This is a genomic window from Leifsonia sp. 10L418, assembly GCF_056395445.1.
In genome coordinates this window covers 245,520-271,326 of the sequence record NZ_JBFTJN010000001.1, presented here as the reverse complement: position 1 = coordinate 271,326, position 25,807 = coordinate 245,520, and the positions used below count along the sequence as shown (strand labels likewise).

Genomic DNA, 25,807 nt, shown 5'->3' with positions numbered 1-25,807 from the left:
GCGTGCGCGATGGTGCACGCACACCGGGATTCGCACGCCCAGGTGTCGGGCGCCAGCGAGACCCGGCGGGTCGGCCCGCGCGAGCTAGTGTGTCGTCGCAGTGCCGAGCGCGGCAAGAGTTGCGTCGTGGAGCAACCCGTTGGTGGCCAGCGCGCTGCCATGCCACGGGCCATCCTGGCCATCGACCGACGTGAAACGTCCGCCGGCCTCCTGAATGATCGGCACGAGCGCAGCCATGTCGTACGGTTTGAGGTCGAACTCACCGGCGATGTCGAGCAGGCCCTCGGCAAGCATCATGTACGACCACATCTCGCCGTAGGCGCGGGTGCGCCAGACCTGGCGGGAGAGGGCGATGAGCGGTTCCAAATGACCGGCGACATCCCACTGCTGGATGCTGTTGTAGCTGAGCGAGGCGTCGGCGAGATCGGAGACGGCCGACACCTGCAGGCGTACGGGAGCGGCATCCGGTGTGCGCTCGTCGGACATCCACGCGCCACCGCCGGTCGTCGCCCACCAGCGCTTGCCGAGAGCCGGCGCGCTGACGACGCCAACCACGGGCACGCCGTCGACGGCGAGTGAGATCAGCGAGGCCCAGATCGGCACACCGCGCAAGAAGTTCGCTGTGCCGTCGATCGGGTCGATGATCCACTGACGCTGCGTCGAGCCCTCTGCGCCATATTCCTCACCGAGAATGCCATCCTCGGGCCGCGCTTCGGCGAGACCTTCACGGATGGCCCGCTCCACGGCCTGGTCGGCATCCGTCACGGGTGTGCGGTCGGGCTTGGTCGTGACGACCAAGTCCATCGCGGTGAAGCGCGAACGTGAGATCGCATCTGCTGCATCGGCCAGCTTCAGTGCAAGCGCGAGGTCATCGGACAGGGAGAAATTGGTGGGTTCAGTCACACCCACCACGATAGTGATTCAGGCGTGACGCGCCCGGCATTTCGCCGATTTGGTATCTGACGTATGCCTGATGTTATTGTTGATCTCGGTTCGGACAGCGGAAGTTGAAAGAAACCAGCACGCACCTCTAGCTCAATTGGCAGAGCAACTGACTCTTAATCAGTGGGTTCCCGGTTCAAGTCCGGGGGGGTGCACCACAAACCCCCGGCAGATGCAAATCTGGCCGGGGGTTCTTTCGTTTCCGGGTGTCTTTTCCCGAACACTCACTCAAGCACGGGGTCGCTGCCGGCCCCGTGTCGACGACGCGGCCCGCGAGCCATCGGCGCGATCATCACGACCGTGGGGATGCTGGGCTACATCGCCAAGGGGATCGCCCTCAGCCTCGTCGGAATACTCTTTGTCGCCGCGGCTGTGACCTTCGATCCCAGCAAGGCGCCGTGATCCTGACGCTCGTCGGTATCGGACTCATTGCCTATGGGGCCTATTGCTGTGCGCGGGCGCGCTTCACCCGATTGTCCTGAATCGAACGAGCCAGAATGGCGGAATTAGAAACCGAATGTCGTAAGCTTTTCGCAGTTTCGAACTCTCCCTCGCAACGAACGGAAAGCAATGACGATCTCCGAGCCACAGTCACGCACGACCGTGTTTCTCACCGGCGCCACGGGCAACTGGGGCCGCGCCACGCTGCGGGAGTTCCGGTCCCGGGCGGACCGCATCGACATCATTGCGCTCGTGCTGCCGACCGAGCGCGATCGCGAAGCCCTCGTCGAGTTCGCGGACATGCAGAACCTGGAGGTCGTGTTCGGCGACCTCACCGACTACGCCTCCGTCGAGTCGTGCGTGCGACGCGCTGACATTGTGCTCCACGTCGGCGCTATCGTGTCGCCGCTGGCGGACGAGAACCCGGTGCTCGCGCACAAAGTCAACGTCGGCAGCATGGAGAACATCATCCGCGCCGTCGCCGCGCAGCCCGACCCGAGCCGCATCGGAGTGGTCGGCATCGGCTCAGTCGCCGAAACCGGTGACCGCAACCCTCCGCACCACTGGGGACGCATCGGAGATCCCATCCGCGTCTCGCAATTCGACGAATACGGCCAGAGCAAAGTCATCGCCGAGAAGCTGCTTGTCGACTCCGGACTGCCCAAGTGGGCCTGGTTGCGCCAGACCGGCATCTTCCACCCGGGCCTCTTCGAGATGCACGACCCGATCATGACCCACACCCCCTTCGCCGGGGTTCTGGAGTGGGTGTCGGCCGAAGATGCCGCCCGCCTGCTCGCTCATCTCTGCGACCCGCAGGTGCCCGCGGAGTTCTGGGGCGGCATCTACAACATCGGCGGCGGCGAGGGATGGCGCATCACCAACTGGGAGCTTCAGACCAGAATCAGCGCCGCAGTCGGCGTGAAGGATGTGCGGGGCTGGTACGACCGCAACTGGTTTGCGCTCAAGAATTTCCACGGTCAGTGGTACACCGACAGTGATCGGCTGGAGCAACTCGTGCCGTTCCGACGCGACACCATCGATGCGGCGCTTGCGCGCGCCGTCGAGGCGCTCCCGAAATCGGCACGCTCTGCCGGCCGCGTGCCCGCATGGATCGTGCGGAACTTCGTGATGAAGCCGGTCACCCGCAAGCCGCGCGGAACGATGGCGGCCATTCGATCGGGAAACACAACCGAGATCAACGCTCACTTCGGCTCGAAAGAGAAATGGGAGGCGATCGGGGACTGGTCGACGTTCGAAGTTCCCCGGCCCAGCCGAATCCCCACCCAGCTCAACCACGGTTATGACGAATCGAAAGACCCGTCCGAGTGGTCAACGGCCGACTACGTGGATGCCGCATCCTTCCGAGGCGGGCGACTCATCACCGACGACGTGGTCGTCGGCGACGTCGCCACACCGTTGACCTGGGAGTGCGCGTTTGGGCATGAGTTCACCGGCAGCCCCCGGCTGATTCTCACCGGCGGACACTGGTGCCCCGAGTGCGTGAAGACGCCGGCGGACTACCCGCTGCAAGCCGTGCACAACCCGTTTCTCGCCCAACTCGAACAGGTTCCCACGCGCCAAGCCGTCTGAGGCAAGCAGGCCGGGCCCCGAGCTCGCCTCGCCGCCATAGGCTGTGGACGTGAATCCATCGACACCCCTGCCGCGCAACCGACTCGAGCTCGTACTCGTCAAGCCCGCACTGGGCTGGTTCCCGAAGCCCACTGTCGTGCTCAATGGACGCGGTCAGCCTGCGCAGTGGGGGAGCGGCACCTGGCAGATTGGTGACGCTGGGTCGGCAACGATCCAGGTCTTTCTCTTCAACCGGCTGTGGAAGTACGGCGTTGCAGACTTCACGATCGGTGCTGAGCCGCCGGCAGCGCTCGTCTATTCGGCGCCCTGGCTGCCTTTTCTCCCGGGAAAACTGCGCGTTCGAACTGCGGGCTAGGGCACTCACTTTCACGCACAATCTGCTGCGCAGACCCACTCACAGTCTTTGCAAAATTGCTGTCTGCTAGGCTGAATCTCGGTCTACTGACCCTCACCCAGGACGCGACCACGCTGATTCATTGATGTTTCGGGCGTGTGCGTAAGGTGAGGCCCTGACGGAAGCGATCCCATGATCGCCCCAGCCGGCGCCGATTAAGGTGCTGCAGTCATGGCCTACCCGTCTGCAAGTTACGAGCGCATGCCGCCTCGGTTCTTAGCAGAATTGTGCGCGCATGCGCCGGAGAATCCGTGACTGAAACCATTGCCGTCAAGGCAGAACATTTGTACAAAGCGTTTGGCCGCCGGCCGAACGAGATCGTCAAAAAACTCGAAGCAGGCGCATCACGCGCCGACCTGGCAGCATTCGGTACCGCCGCTGTCATTGACGCTTCGTTCGAAGTGAAAACCGGCGAGATCTTCGTCGTGATGGGACTGTCGGGCTCCGGCAAGTCAACGCTCATCCGAATGCTGAACGGCCTCCATGAGGCGACCAGCGGCACCGTCACCGTCGGTGGCGTCCCGATCACCGGGGTTCCCGCTGCACAGCTGCGCGACGTGCGCCGCACCAAGATTTCGATGGTCTTTCAGCACTTCGCCCTGCTGCCGCACCGCACGGTGATCGACAACGTGGCGTACGGACTTGAAGTGCAGGGTGTGCCGCGTTCCGAACGGTTGGAGCGCGCCCGCACCATCATTCGCCTCGTCGGCCTCGACGGCTGGGCAGACAGCTTGCCGTCAGAGCTCTCGGGCGGGATGCAGCAGCGTGTGGGTCTCGGACGGGCCTTGGCTGCCGACACTGACGTGTTGTTGATGGACGAGGCGTTCTCAGCGCTTGACCCGCTCATCCGCCGCGAAATGCAAGAGCAGCTCCGTGAGCTGCAAGCTGAACTCGGCAAGACGATCATCTTCATCACCCACGACCTCAACGAGGCCATGTTCCTCGGCGACCGCATTGCCGTGATGCGCGACGGTCGCATCGTGCAGATCGGTACCCCAGACGAAATTCTCACCGACCCGGCGAATGACTATGTCGCCCAGTTCGTGCAGGATGTCGACCGGGCTCGCGTTCTCACCGCATCCGGTGTCATGGAGCCGGCGAAGTCCGTCGTCTCGGCCTCGGCCGGCCCGCGTGCCGCGCTGCGCACCATGCGCGACCTGCAGACCTCTGCCGCGTTCGTGGTCGGCACCGGCCGCAAGCTCATCGGCGTTGTCCACGACAAGGACGTCATGCGCCAGGTGAAGGCCGGCGAGACCGACCTGGGCCGCATCGTGCGCAACGATGTGGCGACCATCGAACCCGACGCCCACCTCAGCGACTTGTTCGAACTCTCCGTCGAGAGCCCCCTCCCGGTTGCTGTTGTCGATGACAAGCAGCGCCTGCTCGGTGTCATTCCCCGCGTCACGCTGCTTGCCGCGCTGGGGAACGTGCCGGCGAACACGGGTGAGCTCGAGATCGTCCAGCCGCCCGCCACGTATTCGATGGACGTGATCACCGAAACGCTGCGCGAGACGGCACCTGCCGCCGCTGCGGCCGCCGCGGAGGTAGCCGCCTCCACCCCGGCGTTGGCCGGAACTGAAGGAGGTTCGCGATGAACGACATCCGTCTTCCCATCGGCACCTGGGCTGAGGCCTTCGTGCAATTCATCACCGACGTCTTTCAGCCGGTGTTCAACGTGATCAGCGCCATCTTCGGCGGCTTCTACGAGGGCGTCGATCTGCTCCTGCAGACCCCGCCGTTCTGGGTGCTCGTCGTGTTGATCGCCGCACTGGGAGTCTGGGCGCGAGGCTGGGTCTTCGGGGCCGGAACCGCCGTAGGGCTCCTTCTCATCGCTGGGGTCGACCAGTGGGCAAACGCCATGGACACGCTGGCACTGGTCCTCGTTGCCGCGATCATCGCGATCATCATCAGCGTGCCGCTCGGCATCCTGGCTGCACGATCGAGCACGGCGTCGAAGATCTTGAAGCCCGCGCTCGACTTCATGCAGACCATGCCGGCGTTCGTCTACCTGATTCCCGCGCTGATCCTGTTCCGCGTCGGTGTCGTTCCCGGCATTGTGGCGACGATCATCTTCTCGCTGGCTCCCGGCGTTCGAATGACCGAGCTCGGCATCCGCGGCGTTGACAAGGAAGTTGTCGAGGCCGGTCACGCCTTCGGCGCCTCGCCCCGTCGCATCCTGCGCCAGATTCAGCTTCCCCTTGCGGCTCCGACCATCATGGCCGGCGTCAACCAGGTGATCATGCTGTCGCTTTCGATGGTCGTCATCGCCGGCATGGTCGGCGCTGGTGGTTTGGGTGGCCAGATCGTGCAGGCTCTGAGCCGAATCGACGTGGGCCTGGGCTTCGAAGCCGGTCTCTCTGTCGTGATCCTCGCCATCCTGCTCGACCGCCTCACCGCGTCTCTGGGAACGCCCAGCCCGAAGCGTCTCTTTGCTCGGTCCGCGGCGAAAGCACAGGCGAAGTCCGGCGCGCCGGCCAGTCGGCTGCGCAAGGGGCTCATCGCGACCGGCGCTGCGGTGGTCGTTGTCGCACTGGCCGTCACCGGAGTGACCGCTGCAAACTCGAGTTCCGACTCGGCCGGCCCCGGGAACGGCGACAAGAAAGACCTCAAGATCGCCGTCTTCAACGGCTGGCCGGAAGGCGAGGCTGCCTCCTATCTCTGGAAGAACATCCTGGAGGATCAGGGCTACAACGTCGACCTCGAATACGCGGATGCCGGCACGGCGTACATCGGCCTCAGCGCCGGAGATTACGACCTGGTCCTTGACTCCTGGCTGCCGACCACGCACCAGGCGTACATGGAGAAGTACGGCGACAAGCTTGTTGACCTGGGTTCGTGGAATGAAGATGCTGCCAACTTCATCGCCGTGAACGCGGATGCCCCGATCGATTCGCTCGAGGAGCTCGCGGCCAATGCCGACCTGTTCGACAATCGCATTGTGGGTATCGAGCCGGGCGCCGGTCTCACCGACGCCACCGAGCAGAACGCGATTCCGCAGTACGGACTCGGCGGTATGGACTTCGTCACGTCGTCGACACCGGCGATGCTGTCTGAGCTGAAGGCCGCCATGGATTCCGGCGAGAACATCGCCGTCACGCTGTGGGCGCCGCACTGGGCCTACGACGAGTTCGACCTGAAGAACCTCGCAGACCCGAAGGGTGCGCTGGGTACGACCGAGTCGATTCACTCGATCGGCAGCCTGTCGTTTGAGAAGGACTTCCCGGTTCTCTCCGGCTGGATCAAGGACTTCAAGCTCGACTCCGACAAGCTGTACGGACTGGAGAACGTCATGTTCAACGGTGACGCAGCGGGAGCCGGTGACTACGATCCCATCGTGAAAAAGTGGATGGTCGAGAACAAGGATTATGTCGCTGAACTGACGGACTAGGCCTCTCAGGCCCTGTCGGCGACAGGACGAAAGAACGGCGTTCGGGATTCGTATCACGGACGCCGTTTTACGTGCCCTGTCGATGAAACCGTGCCCTGTCGATGAAACCGTGCCGTTTCACCGAAACAGTGAGCAGCACATTCCTGTCAGGGGTGCTTCGGCCTTAGCGCTGGCGCGTTTCGACCCACCGGTAGACGGCGCCGGCCACCGAGCGGGGCGCGGCGTCGAGAATCCAGAGTCCTTCGATCCGGCGTCCACGACTGTCGATCGGGTCGACGAGCAACGCCGGCAAGTCTCCGTGACGGTCGGGCGTGAGCTCGATCCGTGGAGCGAAGCGCGGGATGTGCGGGCCGGTGAGCGATGCGGCGATCGAGCGCGTAGGTGTCATGATGCGTAGTTCGTCCTCCGATAGGGGCCTTTACGAGCACTATCGTCTGCCGTGCCAAAGCGGTTAGCTACGCCGGAAAGGTCTGCCTTGGTCGGGTACCGAGCTCAGGGGCGCGGCGGGAGCTCTTGCAGCGCCCAGGTGTTGCCGTCGGGGTCGGAAAAGCCGACGAAGCTTCCCCAGTCCAGCACCTGGACCTCGCTTGCCTCGACGCCGTTCGCCACCAGGTGCGCGCGGGCTTCTTCGGCATTCGGCACGACAATCTGAATGCCGAGCTGGCTGCCCGGCTTCATCTCAGTGATGCCCGTGCCCAGCACGATCGAACAGGCCGAACCCGGCGGTGTCAACTGAACAAAACGCAGATTCTCATTCACTTGCACGTCAAAATCGTCGTGAAAGCCGACTTGGTCGACGTAGAACGCCTTGGCACGGTCGACATCGCTGACCGGCACGGCGACGAGCTCGATTTTCCAGTCCATGATTCGTTCTCCTCCCTCTGCAGTGATGAGCGCGGCCGGTGCCGCATTCGCCCTGCATGCTACTCACGCTTGCGAGCGGCCAGAAGGGCGAGCCCCGGAAGCGGGCAGAAGAAAAGGCGGCCCGACACCGAACGAAATCGTTCGAGTGTCGGGCCGCCTGTTGTGCTGCTGAGGCCTCGAGGCCTACTTCGCGGCGGGAGTCGTGCCCAGGATGTCGACGACGAACACGAGCGTGTCGGTGCCGCCGATTCCGGCGTTCGGAACTCCGGCAGCGCCGTAGCCGTCACCCGGGGGAATCACGGCCATGACCTGCGAGCCGACGGTCTGACCGACGAGTGCCTTGCCGAAGCCGGGAATGACACCCGAGGTTGGGAACGAGGTGGCGCCCTCCGTCTTCCACGATGAGTCGAAGGTCTTGCCGCTGGCCCAGATCACTCCGGTGTACTCGACCGAGACGGTGTCGCCCTCGCCGACGACGGCTCCGTCACCCTTCTTGAGTGGAGCGATCTTCAGCTCGGCGGGGGGATCGGTCTTCGGGATGGTGATCGTGGGCGCGCCATCCTTGGCCAACTTGACCGTCGGCAGGCCGGCTTCCGGCTGCACATCGGCGCCATTCGCCTTCGCCAGCACGACCGGGGGAGCGGAGACCTTGTTGACGTCGATCACGAAGATCATCGAATCCTTCGCGCCGATGCCGAAGCCGCTCGAGCCCTCGGTGCCGAAGCCGTCGGCCGGAGGCATCACTGCGACGACGCGGTCACCGCTGACCGAGCAGTTCACCGCGGCCACCAGGCCGGCGATGTACTTCGTCTTGTCAACGCTGAGCTGGGTGGCCTTCGCGTCGGCACCGTACTCCGTCGTGTCGATGGTCTTGCCGGTCGTGGCGTTGTAGGCGGTGTACGAGACGTCGAGCACCGAACCGGTCTTGGCGACCTCTTTGCCCTTGCCTTCGACGACGACGGAACGCTCAGTCGACTTCGGCGACGCGAGCGGGGTCTTGAACGTCACCTTGGGGCTGGTGCCGAAGTCGCCGGTCACTTTGACCGAATCCGAGATCTTGCCCGGTGCGGTGCATTCTGCCGACGAGGCAGTTTTAGAATCGGCCGAGGGGTTCGACACGGTGCTGCTGCAGCCGGTCAGCGCCAGGGCGGCGCCGGCAATGACGAGGAGTACTGGAAGTTTGCGCACGAAAAATCTCTCTATAGGTCAACGTTACGGATGCAGACGTATCGATCAAGGATGCCGTCTCCGTCTATGCAGAACCTGAGTGCAGCCTGAGCGGACGCCCAGCATGGTCGACGTCATGCTCTCACACGACGGTGCGAATCTGACGGATGCCGATGGATGCCGACGGCCGGCTCAGTCGTCGAAGCCGCGAGCGATCAGCGCCTCACCGAGCGCGTCGGCGGCGTAGAGGGAGCGCACGACAACCGGCACCGCGAGCGCCAACAGTGAGCCGCGGGTTCCTCTGGCCTTCCGCGCTTCGAGCACCTCCGTGACGATGTCGGCGAGGAGTGGGATGCAGCGGATGGTGAGGGCGACGAGCAGCCCGACCCGGTCGCCGTCGATCCACCGGTTGAACGGACGCAGCATCCGCTCAAACGTCTCCAACACCGAGGAGACCGGCGTGGTGAGAGTGAAGAGCGCGGCGAGCGCCACGGCAATGAGAAGTCGCGCCGCCATAAGCCCGGCGACGAGCCACCCGGCGAGCAAGCCCTGGATGGGAACCACGATCACCAGCATCCAGAGAATGGGAGCGATCTGGCGGGCGGCCGCGCCGGCCGGCACCCGGGCCATGACGAAGAGCGCCGCGACGAGAAGGGCGGCTCCGCCGAGGAGCAGCGGATCCTGAATCGTGCTCACCACGATCGCGCCGACCGAGAGTAGAAGCAGCTTCAAACCGGTCGGTGCCCGGTGAATTACCGAGGTGCCCGGAGAGTAGAGGCCGATCATGCCAGGCCGCTCATGCAAGAAGCTCGCGGTAGGCGTCGAGGGCGACGGCAGGAGTTCCGTCGGCGGCGACCCGGCCGTCTTCGATCACGATGACACGGTCGAAGTCGGCAAGGAGGTCGAGCTGATGGGTGACGACGATGAGCTGCTGGGGGAGCGATCGCAACAACTCGCCGATCTGACGGGTGTTGCGCGCATCCAATAGCGTCGTCGGCTCATCGGCGATGACCACATCGGGTTCGGCAACGAGCACGGCGGCCAGGGCCAAGAGCTGTTTCTGTCCGCCCGACAAACGATGCGCCGGATGAGAGGCGTGTGCGGCAAGCCCGAATCGCTCGAGTGTCAGGGCGGTGCGGGTCGTAATCTCATCCTTGGTCAGCCCACGTCGGCGCAGCGTGAAGGCCACATCTTCCTTGACCGTCGGCATCACAATTTGATTGTCGGGATTCGTGAAAACGAACCCGACACGGCGCCGCACTTCACGGGCGTGACGGGAAACGTCGACGCCGTCGACACTCACCCGTCCCTGCTGCGGAGTGATGAGACCATTGATCAGTCGCACCAAGGTCGACTTGCCCGAACCATTGGCTCCGACGATGCCAATCCGGTGTTCGGCAAGCGTCAGGCTGACGTCCTGCAGCACGCGGCGCTCCCCGAACGCGTGGGAGATCCCGTCAAAGGCGATGAGTGCCATCGGTTAGCCAACGGCCGGCGCGGAGGGTGCGTCGACGTCCGCGTGGACGGCGGGGGCATCCGTCAGAGCATCCGTCCCGCGACGACGCACCGGGATGAGCCCGGGGTAGGCCTTGTGCACTTGACGAGCCACGAGCACGGTGACCACGACCTTGAGAAGGTCGCCGGGAAGGAACTTGAGGCTGTCGGTGAGCGCCACCCAGATGGGGATGTTCAGGTTCCACGCCGTGACGGGAACGCCGATCAGGTAGACGGCGACGATTCCACCGAGCGCAGTGGCGCCGAGTGCCGGCCACAGCGGGTATTTCGGCAGCAGCCGCGCCGTGAGGTATCCGATGACTGCGGCGCCAAGAAGCCAGCCGTACAGGTAGCCGGCTGACGGCGAGGTGGTGAACCAGACCAGACCACCGCGGCCCCCCGAGAGCAGGGGAAGGCCCGCCGCCGTCAGTACGAGCAGCAGCAGCACGGCGAGAAAGCCTTTTCGTGCGCCGAGCAGGGCGCCGGCCAGCATCACTCCGAGGGTCTGGAAAGTCAGCGGCACCGCGACGGCGCCCAGGCTGATCGCGCCCGGAAGGCCCAGCGCGGCAATCAGCGCAGCAAAGATCGCGATCTGTGCGAGATCGCGGGCGGTCAGGGTGCTTCGGCGTCGCGGAGTGCGGCCTTCGCGAGGGGCGGGCGGTGTGGCAGTGGCGTCAAGCGAGGAGGGCATGTTCATCAATCTAGAATTCGCCGGAGTGCCGGTGGCGGCGAAGGTCTACAAAGAATCCTTCGAATCTCTAAAACGGGCGCGGCGGATGCTGCGTCAGCGGCAGGGCGAATCGGTGCCGCCGACGATCGCATCGGCCGCGCGCACCAGCGCCAGGTGCGACAGCGCCTGCGGGGTGTTGCCCGCCTGATGCCCGTTCGTCACGTCGTATTGCTCAGACAGCAGACCGACGTCATTGACACAGCCGACGAGTCGATCCATCAATGTCGTCGCATCCTCGTGTCGCCCCGAAGCCGCATACTGCTCGACCAACCAGAACGAGCAGGCGAGAAACGGGTTTTCGCCCGGGGTGAGCCCATCGACCGATTGCTCGTCGCGGTAGCGCATGACGAGTCCGTCCCGCAGCAAATCAGACTCAATCGCTGCGACGGTGCCGAGCATGCGCGGATCGTCGGCGGAGCAGAACCCGACCTGGGGGAGCGCAAGCAGCGACGCATCGACCTGTTCACTGCCGAAGAACTGGGTGTAACTGTTTCGGGCTCTACTGAAACCGCGCTCTTCGATGTCGCGCCGGAGTTGATCGCGGAGTGCCGTCCACCGCACCAGCGGACCTTCCATCCCATGCTCGGTGATCGCCCGCACCGCACGATCGAACGCCGCCCAGACCATCACCCGCGAGTGGGTGAACTCACGAGCCGGCCCCCGTGTCTCCCAGATGCCGTGGTCTAACCGACGCCAGTTCTTCTCCAGAAAGGCCATCAACGAGCGCTGGAGCGGCCAGGAGAACGCTGACTCCGTCACCCCGGCGTTACGTGCGGCGTGAAGCGCCACCATCACCTCCCCGATCACATCAAGCTGGAACTGATCGACCGCGGCATTGCCGACCCGCACCGGCGACGACTCCCGATAGCCGGGCAGGCTACTCAGCTCGCGCTCGGGCAGGAAGCGCTCACCGGCGAGCCCGTACATGATCTGGACATCGTTGGGATCACCGGCGACGGCGCGCAGCAACCAGCCGCGCCACCCTTCCGCCTCATCGGCGTAGCCGTGCGAGAGCAACACCTCCAGCGTCAGGGAGGCGTCCCGCAGCCAGACATAACGGTAGTCCCAATTGCGGTTGCCGCCGAAACTCTCGGGGAGGGACGTCGTGGCGGCGGCGGCGATGCCTCCGGTGTCCACATGGGTGAGGGCCCGCAACACCAGCATCGAGCGCACGACTTCGGCGTGATAGGCCCCTTCGTGCCGGCACGAACGCGCCCAGCCATCCCACCAGTCGGCGGTGCGGGCGAGAGCGCCGGCCACGTCGATCTGCTCTGCCGTGCGATGGTGCGAGGGGTACCAGGTCATCTGGAGGTCGACTGACTCACCCGCATCCACTCTGAACTCGGAAACGTGCCGATGGTCAGAGGCGTGAAGCTGGGGACCGCGCACCACGATCGCGTCGGGCCCGGCGATGGCGATGAGCCCATGCCCGCTTTCGCCGCGCAGCTGACGCACCCAGGGCACGGTCGAGCCATAGCCGAAACGGATGCGCAGGTCCTGGTGCATCTCGACGGTGCCGCTCAGGCCGCGCACCCACCTCACGATATCGGCGCGGCGATCCGCGGATGGCATGAAGTCGATGACCTCGACCTGGCCGGTCGCGGTCGTCCAGAGCGTTCGCAGGATGAACGAGTCGCCCACGTACGAGCGGGAACAGGTGGCATCCGGATCGCTGGGGGCAAGCAGCCAGCGGCCGTGCTCCTCATTGCCGAGGAGGGCGCCGAACATCGAAGCGGAGTCGAACCGCGGCAGACAGAGCCAATCGATACTGCCGGTGCGGCCCACCAACGCCGCAGAACGGGAATCGCTCAGCAGTGCATAGTCCTCAATATTGAGTGCCATAACGCCATCCTGACAGCTACGGTGGGTCAATGGTGCAGTCAATTTCGACTCTTCTGATCCTGGGCGCGAGCGGCGATCTTTCGGCCCGGCTCCTGCTGCCGGCACTCGGCCAGGTGTTGACCCGGAACCCCGAGCGGCGATTGCACGTGATCGGCGCCGCGAGCGATGCGCTCTCGGCTGCCGAGTGGCGGCAACTCCTCCGCACGTCATTCGCCTCGGCCGAGGCTTCGGGCGCCGCCGTTGACGCCGTGGTGGCGACGTCGACGTATCACCAGACCGACGTCACCGACCCCGAGTCGCTCGCCACACTTCTCGCCGAGTGTGAGGGCGTTCCGGCGATCTACTTCGCCTTGCCGCCCGCCGTGACCTCGCTGGTCTGTGCTGCGCTTGCCGAGGTCGACCTGCCGGCCGGCACCGAGTTGGCTCTCGAGAAGCCGTTCGGCGTTGACGAGGCGGGCGCTGTGGCCTTGAACGCACAGCTGGCGGCCCTGGTGCCAGAGGAACAGACGTTTCGCGTCGACCATTTTCTCGGCCGGTCGACGGTGTTCAATCTGCTCGGCCTGCGGTTCGCCAATCGCATCTTCGAACCGCTCTGGAACAACGAGCACATTGCGCGAGTCGACATCGTCTATGACGAGCAGTTGGGTCTCGAGGGGCGGGCCGGCTACTACGACAAGGCCGGTGCACTCGTAGACATGATTCAGAGCCACCTTGTGCAGGTGATGGCCGTGATCGCGATGGAGCCGCCCTCGACGCTCGGGGCAGCCGACCTCCGCGATGCCAAGGGAATCGTGTTGCGCGCGACGCGGGTGCGTGGCGGGAGCCCGAGGCGGGCGAGCCGGCGAGCGAGATATGGAGCGGGAGTCGTCGAGGGGAATCCGCTTGCGGCCTACGTCGACGAGCCGGGCGTCGTACCCTCCCGCGCGACAGAGACGTTGGCCGAAGTGACATTCGAGATCAATACGTGGCGCTGGGCGGGAGTGCCGTTCACGCTGCGATCCGGCAAAGCCCTGGGGGAGCACCGCCGTGAGATCGTGGTGACCTTCAAACCGGCCTCGCACCTTCCGGTGGGTCTCCGGGGGAGGGACGACCCGACGGTGCTGCGCATTGCCCTGGCTCCCGACGAGATGTCTCTTGAAATCAACGTCAACGGCTCAAGCGACCCTCATGAGCTCGAGCGAGCACTGCTCGCCGTGACGTTCGGGCCGGGCGAACTTCTCGCCTACGGTGAGGTGCTCGAGGGCCTTCTCGACGGCGACCCCGCGTTGTCGGTGCGTGGTGACGCCGCGGTGGAATGCTGGCGTATCGTCGCCCCCGTTCTGGCCGCGTGGCGTGACAACACCGTGCCGCTGGAGGAGTATCCGGCGGGAACCGCCGGTCCGGCCGAATGGGCGCCGCTCGGCTGAGGTGCGGCGAGTCGACGGGGGGTCAGGCTGGGGGTCAGGCTGCGACGAAGCTGCGTGCTTCAGCGGATGCGACGGCCGGGGCCGCTGTGCCGACATCCGCTGTGCCGACATCCGCTGTGCCGACAGCCGCTGTGCCGGCAGCTGCAGTGGTGGCGGGCGCATCGGCCCACACCGTGATCGGCGCAGGAGACCAGGGCAGAGCAGTCGGTTGTGCTTCGACTTCTCCACGTAGCGCGGCGGTGTTCACGCGCAAGATCGTGGCGAGCGTCGCAGCGATCTCTTCGGCCTTGAGGCCATGGAAGATGGCATCGGTGTCGGTCGTTGATCGAGGAACCAGGGTCCACTCGCCGTCGGTGCCGAGAATCTGTGCGATTCGTTCGTGCAGCAGCTCGTAAACGCGTTCACTGCTCAGCTCGGGTACCGGCGTTTGGATGACGGGAGTGTGAATCACGGGTGCGACACGACGTCGACGACCGAACATGATAAGCCCCTTTCCCAAGAACCAGCCACCCTTAGTTTCGCTGGTTGGGTGCCGTTTGGGGGGTTGACACGCCGGGAAACAGTGAGTTAGTGCTCGATCTGGCGCTCATCGGCGTCTTTGATCACGGTGCCGATGGCGATCGCCGCGCCCAGTCCCCAGCTGATCCAGATCAGGATCAAACGCCAGTCGCGAGGCCCGTGACGTGTGGCTTGCACAGCACTCCAGCCGCTGCTGAGCACGCCGATCATGGCTCCGCTGAAAATAAATCGTCGCATTGTGGCCTCCGAGAGACAGGCTACCCGTCGGGAGCGCATCGGTGGCCGCAGACTTTTATGCCACGGATCGAATGTCACATTCAAAGTCCATGCTGAGCAGTGGCTGGTAGCCTCGGGGTGATCAATGGTGTGTCCTTCTCGATACACCGGAATGGATGCGTTATCTCACATTCTGCCGATTCTCCAGTTCTGAGCGAGCGAGCTGACACCTTCTCCCTTGTCGTCGTCTCGAATCGTCTTCCGGTCGACCATGAGGTCGCACCGGACGGAACCGAGTCCTGGCGAAAGTCTCCCGGTGGCCTGGTGACGGCGCTGGAACCCTTGATGCGTGAATCAGAAGGTGCCTGGGTGGGCTGGCCCGGGGTGGCAGACCGTGATTTTGAGCCGTTCTCCAACGACGGAATCTCGATTGTGCCGGTGCGGCTGAGTCCCCAGGACGTGGAGTTCTACTACGAAGGATTCTCGAACGACACCCTGTGGCCCCTCTATCACGACGTCATCTCCCCGCCGAGTTTTCACCGCGAATGGTGGGACTCCTACGTCACGGTGAACAGGCGCTTCGCCGCAGCCGCTGCTGCGGTGGCCGCTCCCGGCGCAACGGTGTGGGTTCAGGACTACCAACTGCAACTCGTTCCGCGGATGCTGCGCGACGCACGGCCAGACCTCGTGATCGGCTTCTTCAACCACATCCCCTTTCCGCCCTATGGAATTTATTCGCAGCTGCCCTGGCGCAAGCAAATTCTCGACGGACTGCTCGGCGCCGACCTGATCGGCTTTCAGCGGGTGGCGGATGCCGGCAACTTCTCCCGCGCCGTGCGTCGCCTCTTCGGCTACCCCACCCGCGGCACCGCCATCGACGTCCCCGACTCGGCCCAGCATTCCCGCCGGGTCATCGCCCGCCATTTCCCGATCTCCATCGACTCCGCCAGCTTCGAGGAACTGGCTAAGCGTCCTGACATTCAGGAGCGGTCCCGTCAGATCCGTGAGGAACTCGGCAACCCGAAGACGATCATGCTCGGCGTCGACCGGCTCGACTACACCAAGGGAATCGGTCATCGGATCAAGGCCTACGGCGAACTCCTGGCGGAGGGAAGCCTGTCCGCCGAGGACGTGACTCTTGTTCAGGTGGCGAGCCCCTCCCGGGAGCGGGTTGCCGCCTATATGGATTTGCGCGACGAGATCGAGCTGGCTGTCGGACGCTTGAACGGCGACCACTCCACCATCGGTCACCCCGCGATCAGCTATCACCACCACGGCTATCCCCGCGAGGAGATGGTGGCCCTCTACCTGTCGGCCGACGTCATGCTCGTGACCGCGCTCCGCGATGGCATGAACCTCGTGGCCAAAGAATACGTCGCGGTGCGTTTCGACAACGACGGCGTGCTGGTGCTGAGCGAGTTTGCCGGGGCATCGGATGAGCTGAAACAGGCCATCCTGATCAATCCGCACGACATCGAAGGCGTCAAGGCGGCAATCTTGACGGCCGTGAACATGCCGAAGCGTGAGCGCACGCGACGGATGCGCGCCCTGCGCCGCAAAGTGTTCGACAACGATGTCGCAGCGTGGTCTGCGTCGTTCCTGGAAACCCTGACCGGTGGCGCCAAGGTGGCGGCCGGGGTTCCGGAAAACCTGGTCGCCGGGCTGAGAGAGTTGGCAACGACGCCCAGCCTGCTTGTGGCGCTCGACTTCGACGGCACCCTGGCGCCGCTGGTCGATGAACCGGAGAACGCCCGCGCCGCCGACGGCGTCGCCGAAGCCGTACAACGCCTGCTTCAGCTTGACGGTGTGCGAGTGGCATTCGTGTCGGGTCGGGCGCTGGTCAGCCTGCAGCATGTCGCAAACCCGCCAGAGGCCGTGCTGCTCACCGGATCGCACGGTATCGAGGTGAAACTCGACACTCCGACCATCGAGCTGAGTCTGGTTGCCGCGGAGCTCGAACAGCTGGAGACGCTGTCACGTGTGCTCGAACGCATCGCCGGATCCGTCGCCGGTGCCTGGGTGGAGAGCAAGCCGGCCGGCATGGTTCTGCACACTCGACTCACCGCTCTCGGGGAGGGAGATGCTGCACAGCGCGAGGCGCGCGCCCAGCTCAGCGAGATTTTGCCGACCCTGACCGTACGCGAGGGCAAGAACGTTCTCGAGTTCTCGGTGCGTTCACGAACCAAGGGGGATGCCATCGAACAGCTGCGCGCCCACACCGGTGCCGACCGCGTGATGTACGCCGGCGACGACGTCACAGACGAAGATGCATTCGCGGTGCTGCGAAGTGACGACCTGGGATTGAAGATCGGGCCGGGGGCCTCCCTGGCCGGCTACCGGGTGCAGGGGCCGGATGAGATGGCCCAAGTTCTCGCGCTGCTGGCCGATTTTCGGGCGGCGGCGGTCGCGGCGCGCAACCTCTGAGCGGCCGATTCCAGGTGCGACAGCGGGCCGTCGGGGAGGTTCTAGACTCTTTGCATGCCTGAGTTCGATCTGAAACCGAGAAGCCGCGTCGTCACCGACGGAATCGAAGCCACTACGTCACGCGGAATGCTCCGCGCTGTCGGTATGGGAGATGCTGACTGGGAGAAGCCCCAGATCGGTATTGCGAGCTCGTGGAACGAGATCACTCCGTGCAACCTGTCGCTCGACCGCCTCGCGCAGGCGTCAAAGGAAGGCGTGCACTCCGGCGGAGGCTACCCGCTGCAGTTCGGCACGATCTCCGTCTCCGACGGCATCTCCATGGGCCACGAAGGCATGCACTTCTCGCTCGTCTCCCGCGAAGTCATCGCCGACTCCGTTGAGACCGTGATGATGGCCGAGCGCCTCGACGGGTCCGTGCTGCTCGCCGGTTGCGACAAGTCGCTGCCCGGCATGCTGATGGCTGCCGCTCGCCTCGACCTGGCCAGCGTCTTCCTCTACGCCGGATCAATCGCACCCGGCTGGGTGAAGCTCTCCGACGGCACCGAAAAAGACATCACCATCATCGACTCCTTCGAAGCCGTCGGCGCCGTCAAGGCCGGCCGGATGAGCGTTGAAGACGCCAAGCGCATCGAATGTGCGTTTGCCCCTGGCGAAGGCGCCTGTGGCGGCATGTACACCGCCAACACCATGGCGAGCGTCGCCGAGGCTCTCGGCATGAGCCTGCCGGGCTCGGCCTCGCCGGCCTCCGCCGACCGTCGCCGTGACTACTACGCGCACCGCTCGGGTGAGGCCGTCGTGAACATGCTGCGTCTCGGCATCACCGCCCGCGACATCCTGACCAAGAAGGCGTTCGAGAACGCCATCGCCGTGGCCATGGCGTTCGGCGGTTCGACCAACGTCGTGCTGCACCTGCTCGCCATCGCCCGCGAGGCCGAGGTCGACCTGACCCTCGACGACTTCAACCGCATCGGCGACACGGTTCCGCACATCGGTGACCTCAAGCCGTTCGGCAAGTACGTGATGAACGACGTCGACCGTCACGGCGGAGTCCCGGCCGTCATGGCCGCGCTGCTCGAGGCCGGTCTCATCCACGGCGACGCGCTCACCGTCACCGGCAAGACCGTGGCCGAGAACCTCGCCGAGATCAACCCGCCGGAGCTCGACGGCGAGGTCATCCGCACCCTCGACAACCCGATCCACGCCACCGGCGGCCTGACGATCCTCAAGGGCACCTTCGCTCCCGAGGGAGCCGTCGTGAAGACGGCCGGCTTCGACGCCTCCATTTTCGAGGGCCCGGCGCGCGTGTTCGAACGCGAGCGCGGAGCCATGGATGCTCTGACCGAAGGCAAGATTCAGAAGGGCGACGTCGTCGTCATCCGCTACGAAGGCCCCAAGGGCGGCCCCGGCATGCGCGAGATGCTGGCCATCACCGCGGCCATCAAGGGCGCAGGCCTCGGCAGCGATGTACTACTATTGACTGACGGTCGATTCTCAGGCGGCACAACCGGACTGTGCATCGGCCACATAGCACCCGAAGCGGTGGACGCAGGTCCAATCGCATTCGTGCGCGATGGTGATCTCATACGGGTCGATATCGCAGCTCGCACGCTCGACCTACTTGTCGACCCTTCCGAGCTGGCCACCCGCCGAGAAGGCTGGGCTCCACTTCCCCCGCGTTACACCCGCGGTGTTCTCGCCAAGTACGCCAAGCTTGTTCACTCAGCTGCCGAAGGCGCAATCACCGGGTAATTCGCACCCACCATCCGTCACCGAAGTTGGGACATCACCCCTCATGACCACGGAATCTTCGCCCGTGCCATCCCCATCCACCCCGCACCCGCCGACTGTCGGCGCGACGGAACCAGAGATCATCTCCGGTTCCGACGCGATTCTGCGCAGCCTGTCGAAGCTCGGCGTCACTGACGTCTTCGGCATCCCCGGCGGCGCCGTCATCCCGTTCTACGACGCGCTCATGGCTCAGGATGCGATCCGTCACATCCTGGTTCGCCACGAGCAGGGCGCCGGTCACGCTGCAGAAGGCTACGCCTCGGCCAGCGGACGCGTCGGTGTGGCCATCGCCACGTCCGGCCCCGGTGCCACCAACCTGGTCACCGCCATCGCGGATGCCTACATGGACTCGGTTCCGCTGCTCGCGATCACCGGTCAGGTGTTCTCGACGCTGATGGGAACCGACGCCTTCCAGGAAGCGGACATCGTCGGCATCACCATGCCGATCACCAAGCATTCCTTCCTGGTGCGTCGCGCTGAGGACATCCCGGCTGCCGTCGCATCCGCGTACCACATCGCCTCGACCGGTCGCCCGGGCCCCGTGCTCGTCGACATCACGAAGGACGCGCAGCAGAACATGGCGCCGTTCATCTGGCCGCCGAAGCTCGACCTGCCCGGCTACCGCCCCATCACCAAGGCGCACGGCAAGCAGGTGCAGGCGGCGGCTCAGCTGCTCCTCGACGCCAAGAAGCCCGTGCTGTATGTCGGTGGCGGCGTCATCCGTGCGGGCGCATCGGCCGAGTTGCTCGCGCTGGCTGAGGCGACGGGGGTTCCCGTTGTCACCACGCTGATGGCGCGCGGCGCATTCCCCGACTCGCACACGCAGCACCTCGGCATGCCGGGCATGCACGGCACGGTTCCGGCCGTGCTCGCGCTGCAGGAAAGCGACCTGATCATCTCGCTCGGCGCGCGGTTCGACGACCGCGTCACCGGCAAGGCGTCGGAGTTCGCACCGAACGCGACAATCGTTCACGTCGATGTTGATCCTGCGGAGATCTCGAAGATCCGCATGGCTGACGTGCCCATCGTTGGCGATGCCAAGGACGTCATCGCTGACCTCACCGTTGCATTCGCTCAGGCGAAGGGTGACGCCGACACCGACTACGCCGACTGGTGGACCTACCTGAACAACCTCAGGGAGAAGTTCCCGCTCGGCTACTCGGAGCCGGCCGACGGCCTGCTCGCGCCGCAGTACGTGATCAAGCGCATCGGCGAGCTGACCGGACCGGAGGGGGTCTACGCTGCCGGCGTCGGCCAGCACCAGATGTGGGCCGCCCAGTTCATCAAGTACGAGCGCCCGAACTCCTGGCTCAACTCCGGTGGAGCCGGAACCATGGGCTACTCGGTTCCCGCAGCCATGGGTGCCAAGGTGGCCGAGCCCGACCGTGTGGTCTGGTCGATCGACGGCGACGGATGCTTCCAGATGACGAATCAGGAACTCGCCACCTGCACGATCAACAACATCCCGATCAAGGTGGCGATCATCAACAACTCGTCACTCGGCATGGTGCGCCAGTGGCAGACGCTGTTCTATGACGGACGTCACTCGTTCACCGACCTGAACACCGGGCACGACACGGCGATGGTTCCCGACTTTGTGAAGATGGCTGACGCGTACGGTGCCCTCGGCATCCGCGTCACCCGTGCCGACCAGGTCGACGACGCGATCAAGCTGGCCCTGGCGACGAACGACCGCCCGGTCGTCATCGACTTCGTGGTCAGCCGCGATGCGATGGTCTGGCCGATGGTGCCGCAGGGTGTCAGCAACAGCCAAGTCCAGTACGCCAAAGACCACGCACCCACCTGGGAAGAGGAGTAACCATGAGCACCCACGTTCTGAGCCTCCTCGTTGAGGACAAACCCGGTCTGCTGACTCGTGTCGCCGGCCTGTTCGCCCGCCGTGGCTTCAACATTGAAAGCCTGGCCGTCGGTCACAGCGAGATCGAGGGTCTGTCCCGGATCACGATTGTCGTTGACGTCGAAGACCAGCCGCTCGAGCAGGTCACCAAGCAGCTGAACAAGCTGATCAACGTGATCAAGATCGTCGAGCTCGACCCGGCACAGTCGGTGCAGCGCGAACACCTCTTGATCAAGGTGCGCGTTGACAACTCGACGCGTTCCCAGGTGCTCGAAGCCGTCACCCTGTTCCGGGCGCGGGTCGTCGACGTGGCAACGGATGCCGTTGTCATTGAGGTCACCGGCGACACCGGAAAGACCCAGGCGCTGCTTCGCGTGCTTGAGCCCTACGGAATCAAGGAGCTGGCGCAGTCGGGCCTGCTCGCCATCGGTCGCGGCTCCAAGTCGATCACCGAACGCGTTTTCAAAAACTAAAACAAACACCCGGAGATCGAGCTTGTCGAGATCCGGGTCTCGACCGGTTATCGAGCCCGTCGAGATACGACCAACGATAAACAAGGAGAACTACTCGTGTCTGAGATTTACTACGACAAAGACGCTGACCTGTCGATCATCCAGGGCAAGAAGGTTGCCGTCATCGGCTACGGCTCGCAGGGCCACGCCCACGCGCAGAACCTGCGCGACTCGGGTGTCGAGGTCGTCATCGGCCTGAAGGCCGGCTCGAAGTCGATCGTCAAGGCTGAGGAAGCCGGCTTCACCGTGCTCTCCGCCGCCGAGGCATCCGCCTGGGCTGACGTCATCGTCATCCTCGCACCCGACCAGGTGCAGCGTCACCTCTACGCCGACGACGTCAAGCCGAACCTGGCCGACGGCAAGGCCCTCGTCTTCGGACACGGCTTCAACATCCGTTTCGGCTACATCGAAGCGCCCGAGGGCGTCGACGTGGTCATGGTTGCTCCGAAGGGCCCGGGGCACACCGTGCGTCGCGAGTACGAAGCAGGCCGTGGCGTTCCCGTCATCGTCGCTGTCGAGAAGGACGCGACCGGCAACGCTTGGCCGCTCACCCTCAGCTACGCCAAGGCGATCGGTGGCCTGCGTGCCGGCGGCATCAAGACCACGTTCACCGAAGAGACCGAGACCGACCTGTTCGGTGAGCAGGCTGTGCTCTGTGGTGGCGCTTCGCAGCTCATCCAGTACGGCTTCGAGGTTCTGACCGAGGCCGGCTACCAGCCGCAGGTTGCGTACTTCGAGGTTCTGCACGAGCTCAAGCTCATCGTTGACCTGATGTGGGAGGGTGGCATCGCCAAGCAGCGTTGGAGCGTCTCCGACACCGCTGAGTACGGCGACTACGTCTCCGGCCCGCGCGTCATCGACCCGAGCGTCAAGGAGAACATGAAGGCCGTTCTCGCCGACATCCAGAACGGTGCATTCGCTGACCGCTTCATCAAGGACCAGGACGCCGGAGCTCCCGAGTTCCTGGCACTCCGCAAGAAGGGCGAAGAGCACCCGATCGAGGCCACCGGCCGCGAGCTGCGCAAGCTGTTCGCCTGGAACGCCTCGAACGACGACGACTACGTTGACGGCGAAGCTGCTCGCTAACTCTGAGACATGAAGAGGCCCGTCCCGACTTTGTCGGGACGGGCTTTTTTTGTTGGTCAAGCGGATGATCGCCGGGATGGTTGGTGCGCTCTGTTTCGTTGGTCGAGCTTGTCGAGACCTCGTGAGTCGGCCTCCGCACGGTCACGTCTGCAGGTCGGCCGCAAGAGGTCTCGACAGGCTCGACCACCGGATTCCGGCGCATACGGTCGTTTCACGCTTCGGAGGAGATTGTGCGACACACCACCCGGCACCGCCGGTTCGGGACGGCGTTTCGCAGAATCTCCTCCTTTGCGTGCGAGGAAGCGACTTGACTAGCGCGTGACCGTTCCGAACGGGGCCGCGATCGCACGGATGACGAGGGGCCGCACCGCTGCCCACGCTGCGACCATCAGCACCGCCGAGAGCGCGAAAATGATCGCACCAGCCCAGCCGTCGCCATCCTGGGCCGCGTACATATGGTTGAGGTTGCGCAGCGCCCCGGTGGCCAGCACCAGCGTCACGTGCACGACCACGAACGCGACGAAGAACAGCATCACCGGAAAATGTACGGCACGGGCGAGTTGAATCGGGTACAGCCGATTGAGGGTGGCGGACTCTGGGGGCCAGAACAGCGACATCCGGATGCCGGTCAGAATCGCCAGGGGAGCGGCGACAAACACGACGGTGAAGTAGGCGAGCAGTTGCAGGCTGTTGTAGTTGATCCAGCCGTTCTCTGTCGGCCAGTCCAGCGACGCGTACTGCAGCGCGACCGAGACCGCGTTCGGGAAGACATCCCAGCTCGTCGGAACGATGCGCGCCCACTGGCCGGTGACCAGGATAAGCACGACGAAGACGAGGCCGTTCAGCAGCCAGAGCGCGTCGACCACGAGGTGCAGCCACAGGTAGAGCCGTAGTTTCTTGGGCGGGGCACCCGGCCGGCGGCGGCGAGGGGCCCAGAATCCTTCCGGCCGTCGATTCGTGCGCACCAACCAGCCTGAGCGAACGATCAGCACGAGAAAGAGGGCGTTCAGAAAATGCTGCCAGCCGAGCCAGGCGGGAAAGCCGACGGGTGTGCCGGCCGGGAGCGGCGTCTCCCCGGGATAGCGCGTCATGAAGTCCTCCACCGCGGGAAGAGTACGCAGCCCCTTCGCGGCAAGAATGATCAGCGCCATCAGGGCGAGCGCAGCGGGAATCTGCCAGCGGAGCCGGGCCCAGCGTTGTCGGTCCACCGCAGCAGCCATCACTCGCGCGCGCGCCGCTGAATCGCAGCGATCAGTTGCGGCACGACGACGTTGATATCGCCGACGACGCCGAAGTCGGCGATTTCGAAAATCGGGGCGCTCGAGTCTGTGTTGATGGCGACGATCGTCTTGGCCGTTTGCATCCCGGCCCGGTGCTGGATGGCTCCCGAGATTCCGAGCGCGATGTACAGCCGCGGCGACACCGTCGTTCCGGTCTGCCCGACCTGGCTCGACGCCGGCACATAACCGGCGTCGACGGCGGCCCGTGAGGCGCCGACGGCGGCGCCCAGCGCATCGGCGAGCTGCTCGACAAGCACGAAGTTCTGCTGTGAGCCGAGGCCGCGACCTCCGGAGACGACGATTGACGCTGCGGCGAGTTCTGGGCGGCCGGGCGTCGACGGCAGCGGCGCGACAGCGGTGACGGATGCCGCCGGTACAGTGACCGTCGCCGTCGCGCGGATGATCTCCGGGTTCGAGGGGCTGAGGGATCCGTCGAATGCGCCGGCGCGCACGGTGATGACCGGCGGGCCGGCGGAGACCACCGAATCGACGGAATAGGCGCCACCGAAAACCGAGTGTTCAACGACGATTTGGTCGTCTTCCCAGCGCACCCCGACGGCGTCGACGGCGATGCCGGAACCCACTCGAATCGCAAGCCGGGCCGCCGCCTCCCGGCCGTCGACGGAGTGTGAGGTGAGAACAGCGACGGGGGAGTACTCGGCGACGCCGGAGAGCAGCGCCTCGACCTGCGGCGCCACCAGGCGTGACCGGTCGGTTTCGACGAGGTGCACGGTCTCTGCGCCCATGCGGCCGAGCGTGGCGACAAGGGCAGACTCGGAGCCCGCCCCGGAGTCTGCCCCCGCGGTTCCTGAGGGAGCGACGGCCACGACGGCAACGGGAGTCCCCAGCAGCGCTGCGGCGGCGAGAAGCCCGGCGGCAGTGGAGGCGACCTCACCGCTCGGGGTGAGATCAATCAGAACCAACACAGTAGGCATGGGCTACGTCCGATCAATCAGCTTGCCGTCAAACAGAAAGGTGGCGAGCTGGTCGCCGGCCGTGCCGTCGTCGACGATCGTGACTCCGGCCGCCTTCGTCGCTCGCTCAGTGACCGTCAGCACGCGGGTCGAGGCCTGGGCACCGGTCGCATCGCTGCCGGCGTCGGTGAGGCCCACATCGGCCGCGGTCAGGGCGTCAATTTTTTTCTTCTTGGCTTTCATGATTCCGCGAAATGTCGGGAAGCCGGGTTCGGCGGCCCGCTCGGTCACCGAGACGACGGCGGGGAGCGGCGACGTCACGCTGACCACACTCTGCCCGGAGTTACGTTCGCCGCTGACGCGGTCGGCGCCAACGGAGACGGAATCGAGAAAGGTGAGATGGGGGATTCCGAGGAGTTCGGCAACCATCGCCGGCACGACGCCGCCTCGGCCATCGGTCGACTCATTGCCGGCGATGACGAGATCGAAACCCGATGTGGTCAGAGCCGCGGCGATCGCCCGTGCCGTTTGTACGACATCCGCGCCGATCAGGAGATCGGCCTGAACGTGGATCGCTGAGTCGGCACCGAGCGCGAGTGCCTTGCGCAGCGTCGCAGTGGCCGAATCCGGTCCGATCGTCAGCGCAACCACCTCGGAGCCGGTCATCTCCTGATGAAGCAGCGCAACGGCCAGGGCGCGCTCATCGATCTCGTCGATGACCGTCTCACTGCCCGCACGATCAAGCCGGCCGGTCGCGGGGTCGAGGCGTCGCTCACCCCACGTGTCAGGGACTTGCTTGACGAGAACAACAATCTTCATTGACAGCTCCTTCGAGCCGACTTCGTGTTGTCAGATGCTCACTCGACTCGGTCGGCGGTCTCCTCCGCTTCGAGGATCGCTCACGTTGAACCCACGGTAGCGCACGACCGGCAGCTGAATCGTGCAACGCGCA

Annotated in this window: 23 protein-coding genes and 1 tRNA gene; 11 read left to right on the top strand and 13 right to left on the bottom strand. The window is 64.9% G+C overall.

The window, feature by feature from the left end; all coding sequences use genetic code 11:
- Nucleotides 1–84 precede the first annotated feature (84 nt).
- A complete protein-coding gene (locus AC1DCF_RS01210) occupies nt 85–903 on the bottom strand; it encodes an inositol monophosphatase family protein (RefSeq protein ID WP_477209424.1) in 819 nt (272 codons plus the stop codon).
- Nucleotides 904–1,024: 121 nt separating this feature from the next.
- Here AC1DCF_RS01210 and AC1DCF_RS01205 point away from each other — a divergent pair.
- From AC1DCF_RS01205 to AC1DCF_RS01185, 5 genes are all read left to right on the top strand, one after another.
- Nucleotides 1,025–1,100, top strand: a tRNA-Lys gene (locus AC1DCF_RS01205).
- Nucleotides 1,101–1,512: 412 nt separating this feature from the next.
- Entirely contained in the window at nt 1,513–2,973 is a 1,461-nt protein-coding gene (locus tag AC1DCF_RS01200; protein WP_477209423.1) for an NAD-dependent epimerase/dehydratase family protein, read from the top strand.
- A gap of 49 nt (nt 2,974–3,022) precedes the next feature.
- Nucleotides 3,023–3,328: a hypothetical protein gene (locus AC1DCF_RS01195; protein WP_477209422.1), complete on the top strand. Its 306-nt coding sequence runs from the start codon at nt 3,023–3,025 to the stop codon at nt 3,326–3,328.
- Nucleotides 3,329–3,618: 290 nt separating this feature from the next.
- Nucleotides 3,619–4,962, top strand: a complete 1,344-nt coding sequence (locus tag AC1DCF_RS01190) for a quaternary amine ABC transporter ATP-binding protein (protein ID WP_477209421.1) — start codon at nt 3,619–3,621, stop codon at nt 4,960–4,962.
- Complete coding sequence (locus AC1DCF_RS01185; protein WP_477209420.1) at nt 4,959–6,755, top strand: ABC transporter permease/substrate binding protein; 1,797 nt, start codon at nt 4,959–4,961, stop codon at nt 6,753–6,755. The genes AC1DCF_RS01190 and AC1DCF_RS01185 overlap by 4 nt, the downstream gene beginning before the upstream one ends.
- A gap of 163 nt (nt 6,756–6,918) precedes the next feature.
- On the opposite strand, the gene AC1DCF_RS01180 is transcribed toward AC1DCF_RS01185, so the two are convergent.
- The 7 genes from AC1DCF_RS01180 to AC1DCF_RS01150 all read right to left on the bottom strand — a co-directional run bounded on the left by AC1DCF_RS01180 (nt 6,919) and on the right by AC1DCF_RS01150 (nt 12,852).
- Complete coding sequence (locus AC1DCF_RS01180) at nt 6,919–7,143, bottom strand: hypothetical protein (RefSeq protein WP_441792584.1); 225 nt, start codon at nt 7,141–7,143, stop codon at nt 6,919–6,921.
- Nucleotides 7,144–7,247: 104 nt separating this feature from the next.
- Nucleotides 7,248–7,619 carry a VOC family protein gene (locus AC1DCF_RS01175; protein WP_441792585.1) on the bottom strand — a complete coding sequence of 124 codons (372 nt, stop codon included), beginning with the start codon at nt 7,617–7,619 and terminating at the stop codon, nt 7,248–7,250.
- A gap of 183 nt (nt 7,620–7,802) precedes the next feature.
- Nucleotides 7,803–8,807 carry an FKBP-type peptidyl-prolyl cis-trans isomerase gene (locus AC1DCF_RS01170; RefSeq protein WP_477209419.1) on the bottom strand — a complete coding sequence of 335 codons (1,005 nt, stop codon included), beginning with the start codon at nt 8,805–8,807 and terminating at the stop codon, nt 7,803–7,805.
- Nucleotides 8,808–8,978: 171 nt separating this feature from the next.
- Nucleotides 8,979–9,572, bottom strand: coding sequence for an energy-coupling factor transporter transmembrane component T family protein (locus AC1DCF_RS01165; RefSeq protein ID WP_477209418.1), 594 nt, complete (start codon nt 9,570–9,572; stop codon nt 8,979–8,981).
- Between the two features lie 10 nt (nt 9,573–9,582).
- On the bottom strand, nt 9,583–10,263 hold the full coding sequence (locus AC1DCF_RS01160) for an energy-coupling factor ABC transporter ATP-binding protein (RefSeq protein WP_477209417.1): 681 nt from the start codon (nt 10,261–10,263) through the stop codon (nt 9,583–9,585).
- 3 nt (nt 10,264–10,266) lie between these two features.
- Nucleotides 10,267–10,971, bottom strand: a complete 705-nt coding sequence (locus tag AC1DCF_RS01155) for a biotin transporter BioY (RefSeq protein ID WP_477209416.1) — start codon at nt 10,969–10,971, stop codon at nt 10,267–10,269.
- Nucleotides 10,972–11,064: 93 nt separating this feature from the next.
- Entirely contained in the window at nt 11,065–12,852 is a 1,788-nt protein-coding gene (locus AC1DCF_RS01150) for a glycoside hydrolase family 15 protein (protein WP_477209415.1), read from the bottom strand.
- Nucleotides 12,853–12,881: 29 nt separating this feature from the next.
- Between AC1DCF_RS01150 and AC1DCF_RS01145 the strand changes: the two genes are divergently transcribed.
- Nucleotides 12,882–14,258, top strand: coding sequence for a glucose-6-phosphate dehydrogenase (locus AC1DCF_RS01145; RefSeq protein WP_477209414.1), 1,377 nt, complete (start codon nt 12,882–12,884; stop codon nt 14,256–14,258).
- A 34-nt stretch (nt 14,259–14,292) separates the two neighbouring features.
- Here AC1DCF_RS01145 and AC1DCF_RS01140 read toward each other — a convergent pair whose 3' ends face one another.
- Both AC1DCF_RS01140 and AC1DCF_RS01135 read right to left on the bottom strand, forming a co-directional pair.
- Complete coding sequence (locus AC1DCF_RS01140; protein ID WP_477209413.1) at nt 14,293–14,739, bottom strand: hypothetical protein; 447 nt, start codon at nt 14,737–14,739, stop codon at nt 14,293–14,295.
- A gap of 86 nt (nt 14,740–14,825) precedes the next feature.
- Complete coding sequence (locus tag AC1DCF_RS01135) at nt 14,826–15,014, bottom strand: hypothetical protein (RefSeq protein WP_441792593.1); 189 nt, start codon at nt 15,012–15,014, stop codon at nt 14,826–14,828.
- Nucleotides 15,015–15,176: 162 nt separating this feature from the next.
- On the opposite strand from AC1DCF_RS01135, the gene AC1DCF_RS01130 reads away from it, so the two are divergent.
- The 5 genes from AC1DCF_RS01130 to ilvC all read left to right on the top strand — a co-directional run bounded on the left by AC1DCF_RS01130 (nt 15,177) and on the right by ilvC (nt 22,661).
- Nucleotides 15,177–17,417, top strand: a complete 2,241-nt coding sequence (locus AC1DCF_RS01130) for a bifunctional alpha,alpha-trehalose-phosphate synthase (UDP-forming)/trehalose-phosphatase (protein ID WP_477209817.1) — start codon at nt 15,177–15,179, stop codon at nt 17,415–17,417.
- Between the two features lie 54 nt (nt 17,418–17,471).
- On the top strand, nt 17,472–19,166 hold the full coding sequence (gene ilvD, locus AC1DCF_RS01125) for a dihydroxy-acid dehydratase (RefSeq protein ID WP_477209412.1): 1,695 nt from the start codon (nt 17,472–17,474) through the stop codon (nt 19,164–19,166).
- A gap of 43 nt (nt 19,167–19,209) precedes the next feature.
- Complete coding sequence (locus tag AC1DCF_RS01120) at nt 19,210–21,024, top strand: acetolactate synthase large subunit (RefSeq protein ID WP_477209411.1); 1,815 nt, start codon at nt 19,210–19,212, stop codon at nt 21,022–21,024.
- A gap of 2 nt (nt 21,025–21,026) precedes the next feature.
- Nucleotides 21,027–21,536: an acetolactate synthase small subunit gene (gene ilvN / locus AC1DCF_RS01115; RefSeq protein WP_477209410.1), complete on the top strand. Its 510-nt coding sequence runs from the start codon at nt 21,027–21,029 to the stop codon at nt 21,534–21,536.
- 96 nt (nt 21,537–21,632) lie between these two features.
- Complete coding sequence (gene ilvC, locus AC1DCF_RS01110) at nt 21,633–22,661, top strand: ketol-acid reductoisomerase (protein WP_477209409.1); 1,029 nt, start codon at nt 21,633–21,635, stop codon at nt 22,659–22,661.
- A 311-nt stretch (nt 22,662–22,972) separates the two neighbouring features.
- Here ilvC and AC1DCF_RS01105 read toward each other — a convergent pair whose 3' ends face one another.
- Genes AC1DCF_RS01105 through AC1DCF_RS01095 form a run of 3 tightly spaced genes read right to left on the bottom strand, consistent with a single transcriptional unit; the run spans nt 22,973 to nt 25,674 of the window.
- Nucleotides 22,973–23,881 (bottom strand): cytochrome b/b6 domain-containing protein, encoded by a 909-nt coding sequence (locus tag AC1DCF_RS01105; protein WP_477209408.1) that lies wholly within the window; start codon nt 23,879–23,881, stop codon nt 22,973–22,975.
- Complete coding sequence (locus AC1DCF_RS01100) at nt 23,881–24,876, bottom strand: electron transfer flavoprotein subunit alpha/FixB family protein (RefSeq protein WP_477209407.1); 996 nt, start codon at nt 24,874–24,876, stop codon at nt 23,881–23,883. The genes AC1DCF_RS01105 and AC1DCF_RS01100 overlap by 1 nt, the downstream gene beginning before the upstream one ends.
- Before the next feature lie 3 nt (nt 24,877–24,879).
- Nucleotides 24,880–25,674, bottom strand: coding sequence for an electron transfer flavoprotein subunit beta/FixA family protein (locus AC1DCF_RS01095; protein WP_477209406.1), 795 nt, complete (start codon nt 25,672–25,674; stop codon nt 24,880–24,882).
- Nucleotides 25,675–25,807: the final 133 nt, after the last annotated feature.

Excerpts from the sequence above, each read along its gene's own strand:
- AC1DCF_RS01200 (WP_477209423.1), top strand. The coding sequence starts at position 1,513 with ATGACGATCTCCGAGCCACAGTCACGCACGACCGTGTTTCTCACCGGC.
- AC1DCF_RS01185 (WP_477209420.1), top strand. The coding sequence starts at position 4,959 with ATGAACGACATCCGTCTTCCCATCGGCACCTGGGCTGAGGCCTTCGTG.
- AC1DCF_RS01180 (WP_441792584.1), bottom strand. The coding sequence starts at position 7,143 with ATGACACCTACGCGCTCGATCGCCGCATCGCTCACCGGCCCGCACATC.
- AC1DCF_RS01175 (WP_441792585.1), bottom strand. The coding sequence starts at position 7,619 with ATGGACTGGAAAATCGAGCTCGTCGCCGTGCCGGTCAGCGATGTCGAC.
- AC1DCF_RS01165 (WP_477209418.1), bottom strand. The coding sequence starts at position 9,572 with ATGATCGGCCTCTACTCTCCGGGCACCTCGGTAATTCACCGGGCACCG.
- AC1DCF_RS01160 (WP_477209417.1), bottom strand. The coding sequence starts at position 10,263 with ATGGCACTCATCGCCTTTGACGGGATCTCCCACGCGTTCGGGGAGCGC.
- AC1DCF_RS01155 (WP_477209416.1), bottom strand. The coding sequence starts at position 10,971 with ATGCCCTCCTCGCTTGACGCCACTGCCACACCGCCCGCCCCTCGCGAA.
- AC1DCF_RS01150 (WP_477209415.1), bottom strand. The coding sequence starts at position 12,852 with ATGGCACTCAATATTGAGGACTATGCACTGCTGAGCGATTCCCGTTCT.
- AC1DCF_RS01145 (WP_477209414.1), top strand. The coding sequence starts at position 12,882 with ATGGTGCAGTCAATTTCGACTCTTCTGATCCTGGGCGCGAGCGGCGAT.
- AC1DCF_RS01140 (WP_477209413.1), bottom strand. The coding sequence starts at position 14,739 with ATGTTCGGTCGTCGACGTCGTGTCGCACCCGTGATTCACACTCCCGTC.
- AC1DCF_RS01135 (WP_441792593.1), bottom strand. The coding sequence starts at position 15,014 with ATGCGACGATTTATTTTCAGCGGAGCCATGATCGGCGTGCTCAGCAGC.
- ilvD (WP_477209412.1), top strand. The coding sequence starts at position 17,472 with ATGCCTGAGTTCGATCTGAAACCGAGAAGCCGCGTCGTCACCGACGGA.
- AC1DCF_RS01120 (WP_477209411.1), top strand. The coding sequence starts at position 19,210 with ATGACCACGGAATCTTCGCCCGTGCCATCCCCATCCACCCCGCACCCG.
- ilvN (WP_477209410.1), top strand. The coding sequence starts at position 21,027 with ATGAGCACCCACGTTCTGAGCCTCCTCGTTGAGGACAAACCCGGTCTG.
- AC1DCF_RS01105 (WP_477209408.1), bottom strand. The coding sequence starts at position 23,881 with ATGGCTGCTGCGGTGGACCGACAACGCTGGGCCCGGCTCCGCTGGCAG.
- AC1DCF_RS01100 (WP_477209407.1), bottom strand. The coding sequence starts at position 24,876 with ATGCCTACTGTGTTGGTTCTGATTGATCTCACCCCGAGCGGTGAGGTC.
- AC1DCF_RS01095 (WP_477209406.1), bottom strand. The coding sequence starts at position 25,674 with ATGAAGATTGTTGTTCTCGTCAAGCAAGTCCCTGACACGTGGGGTGAG.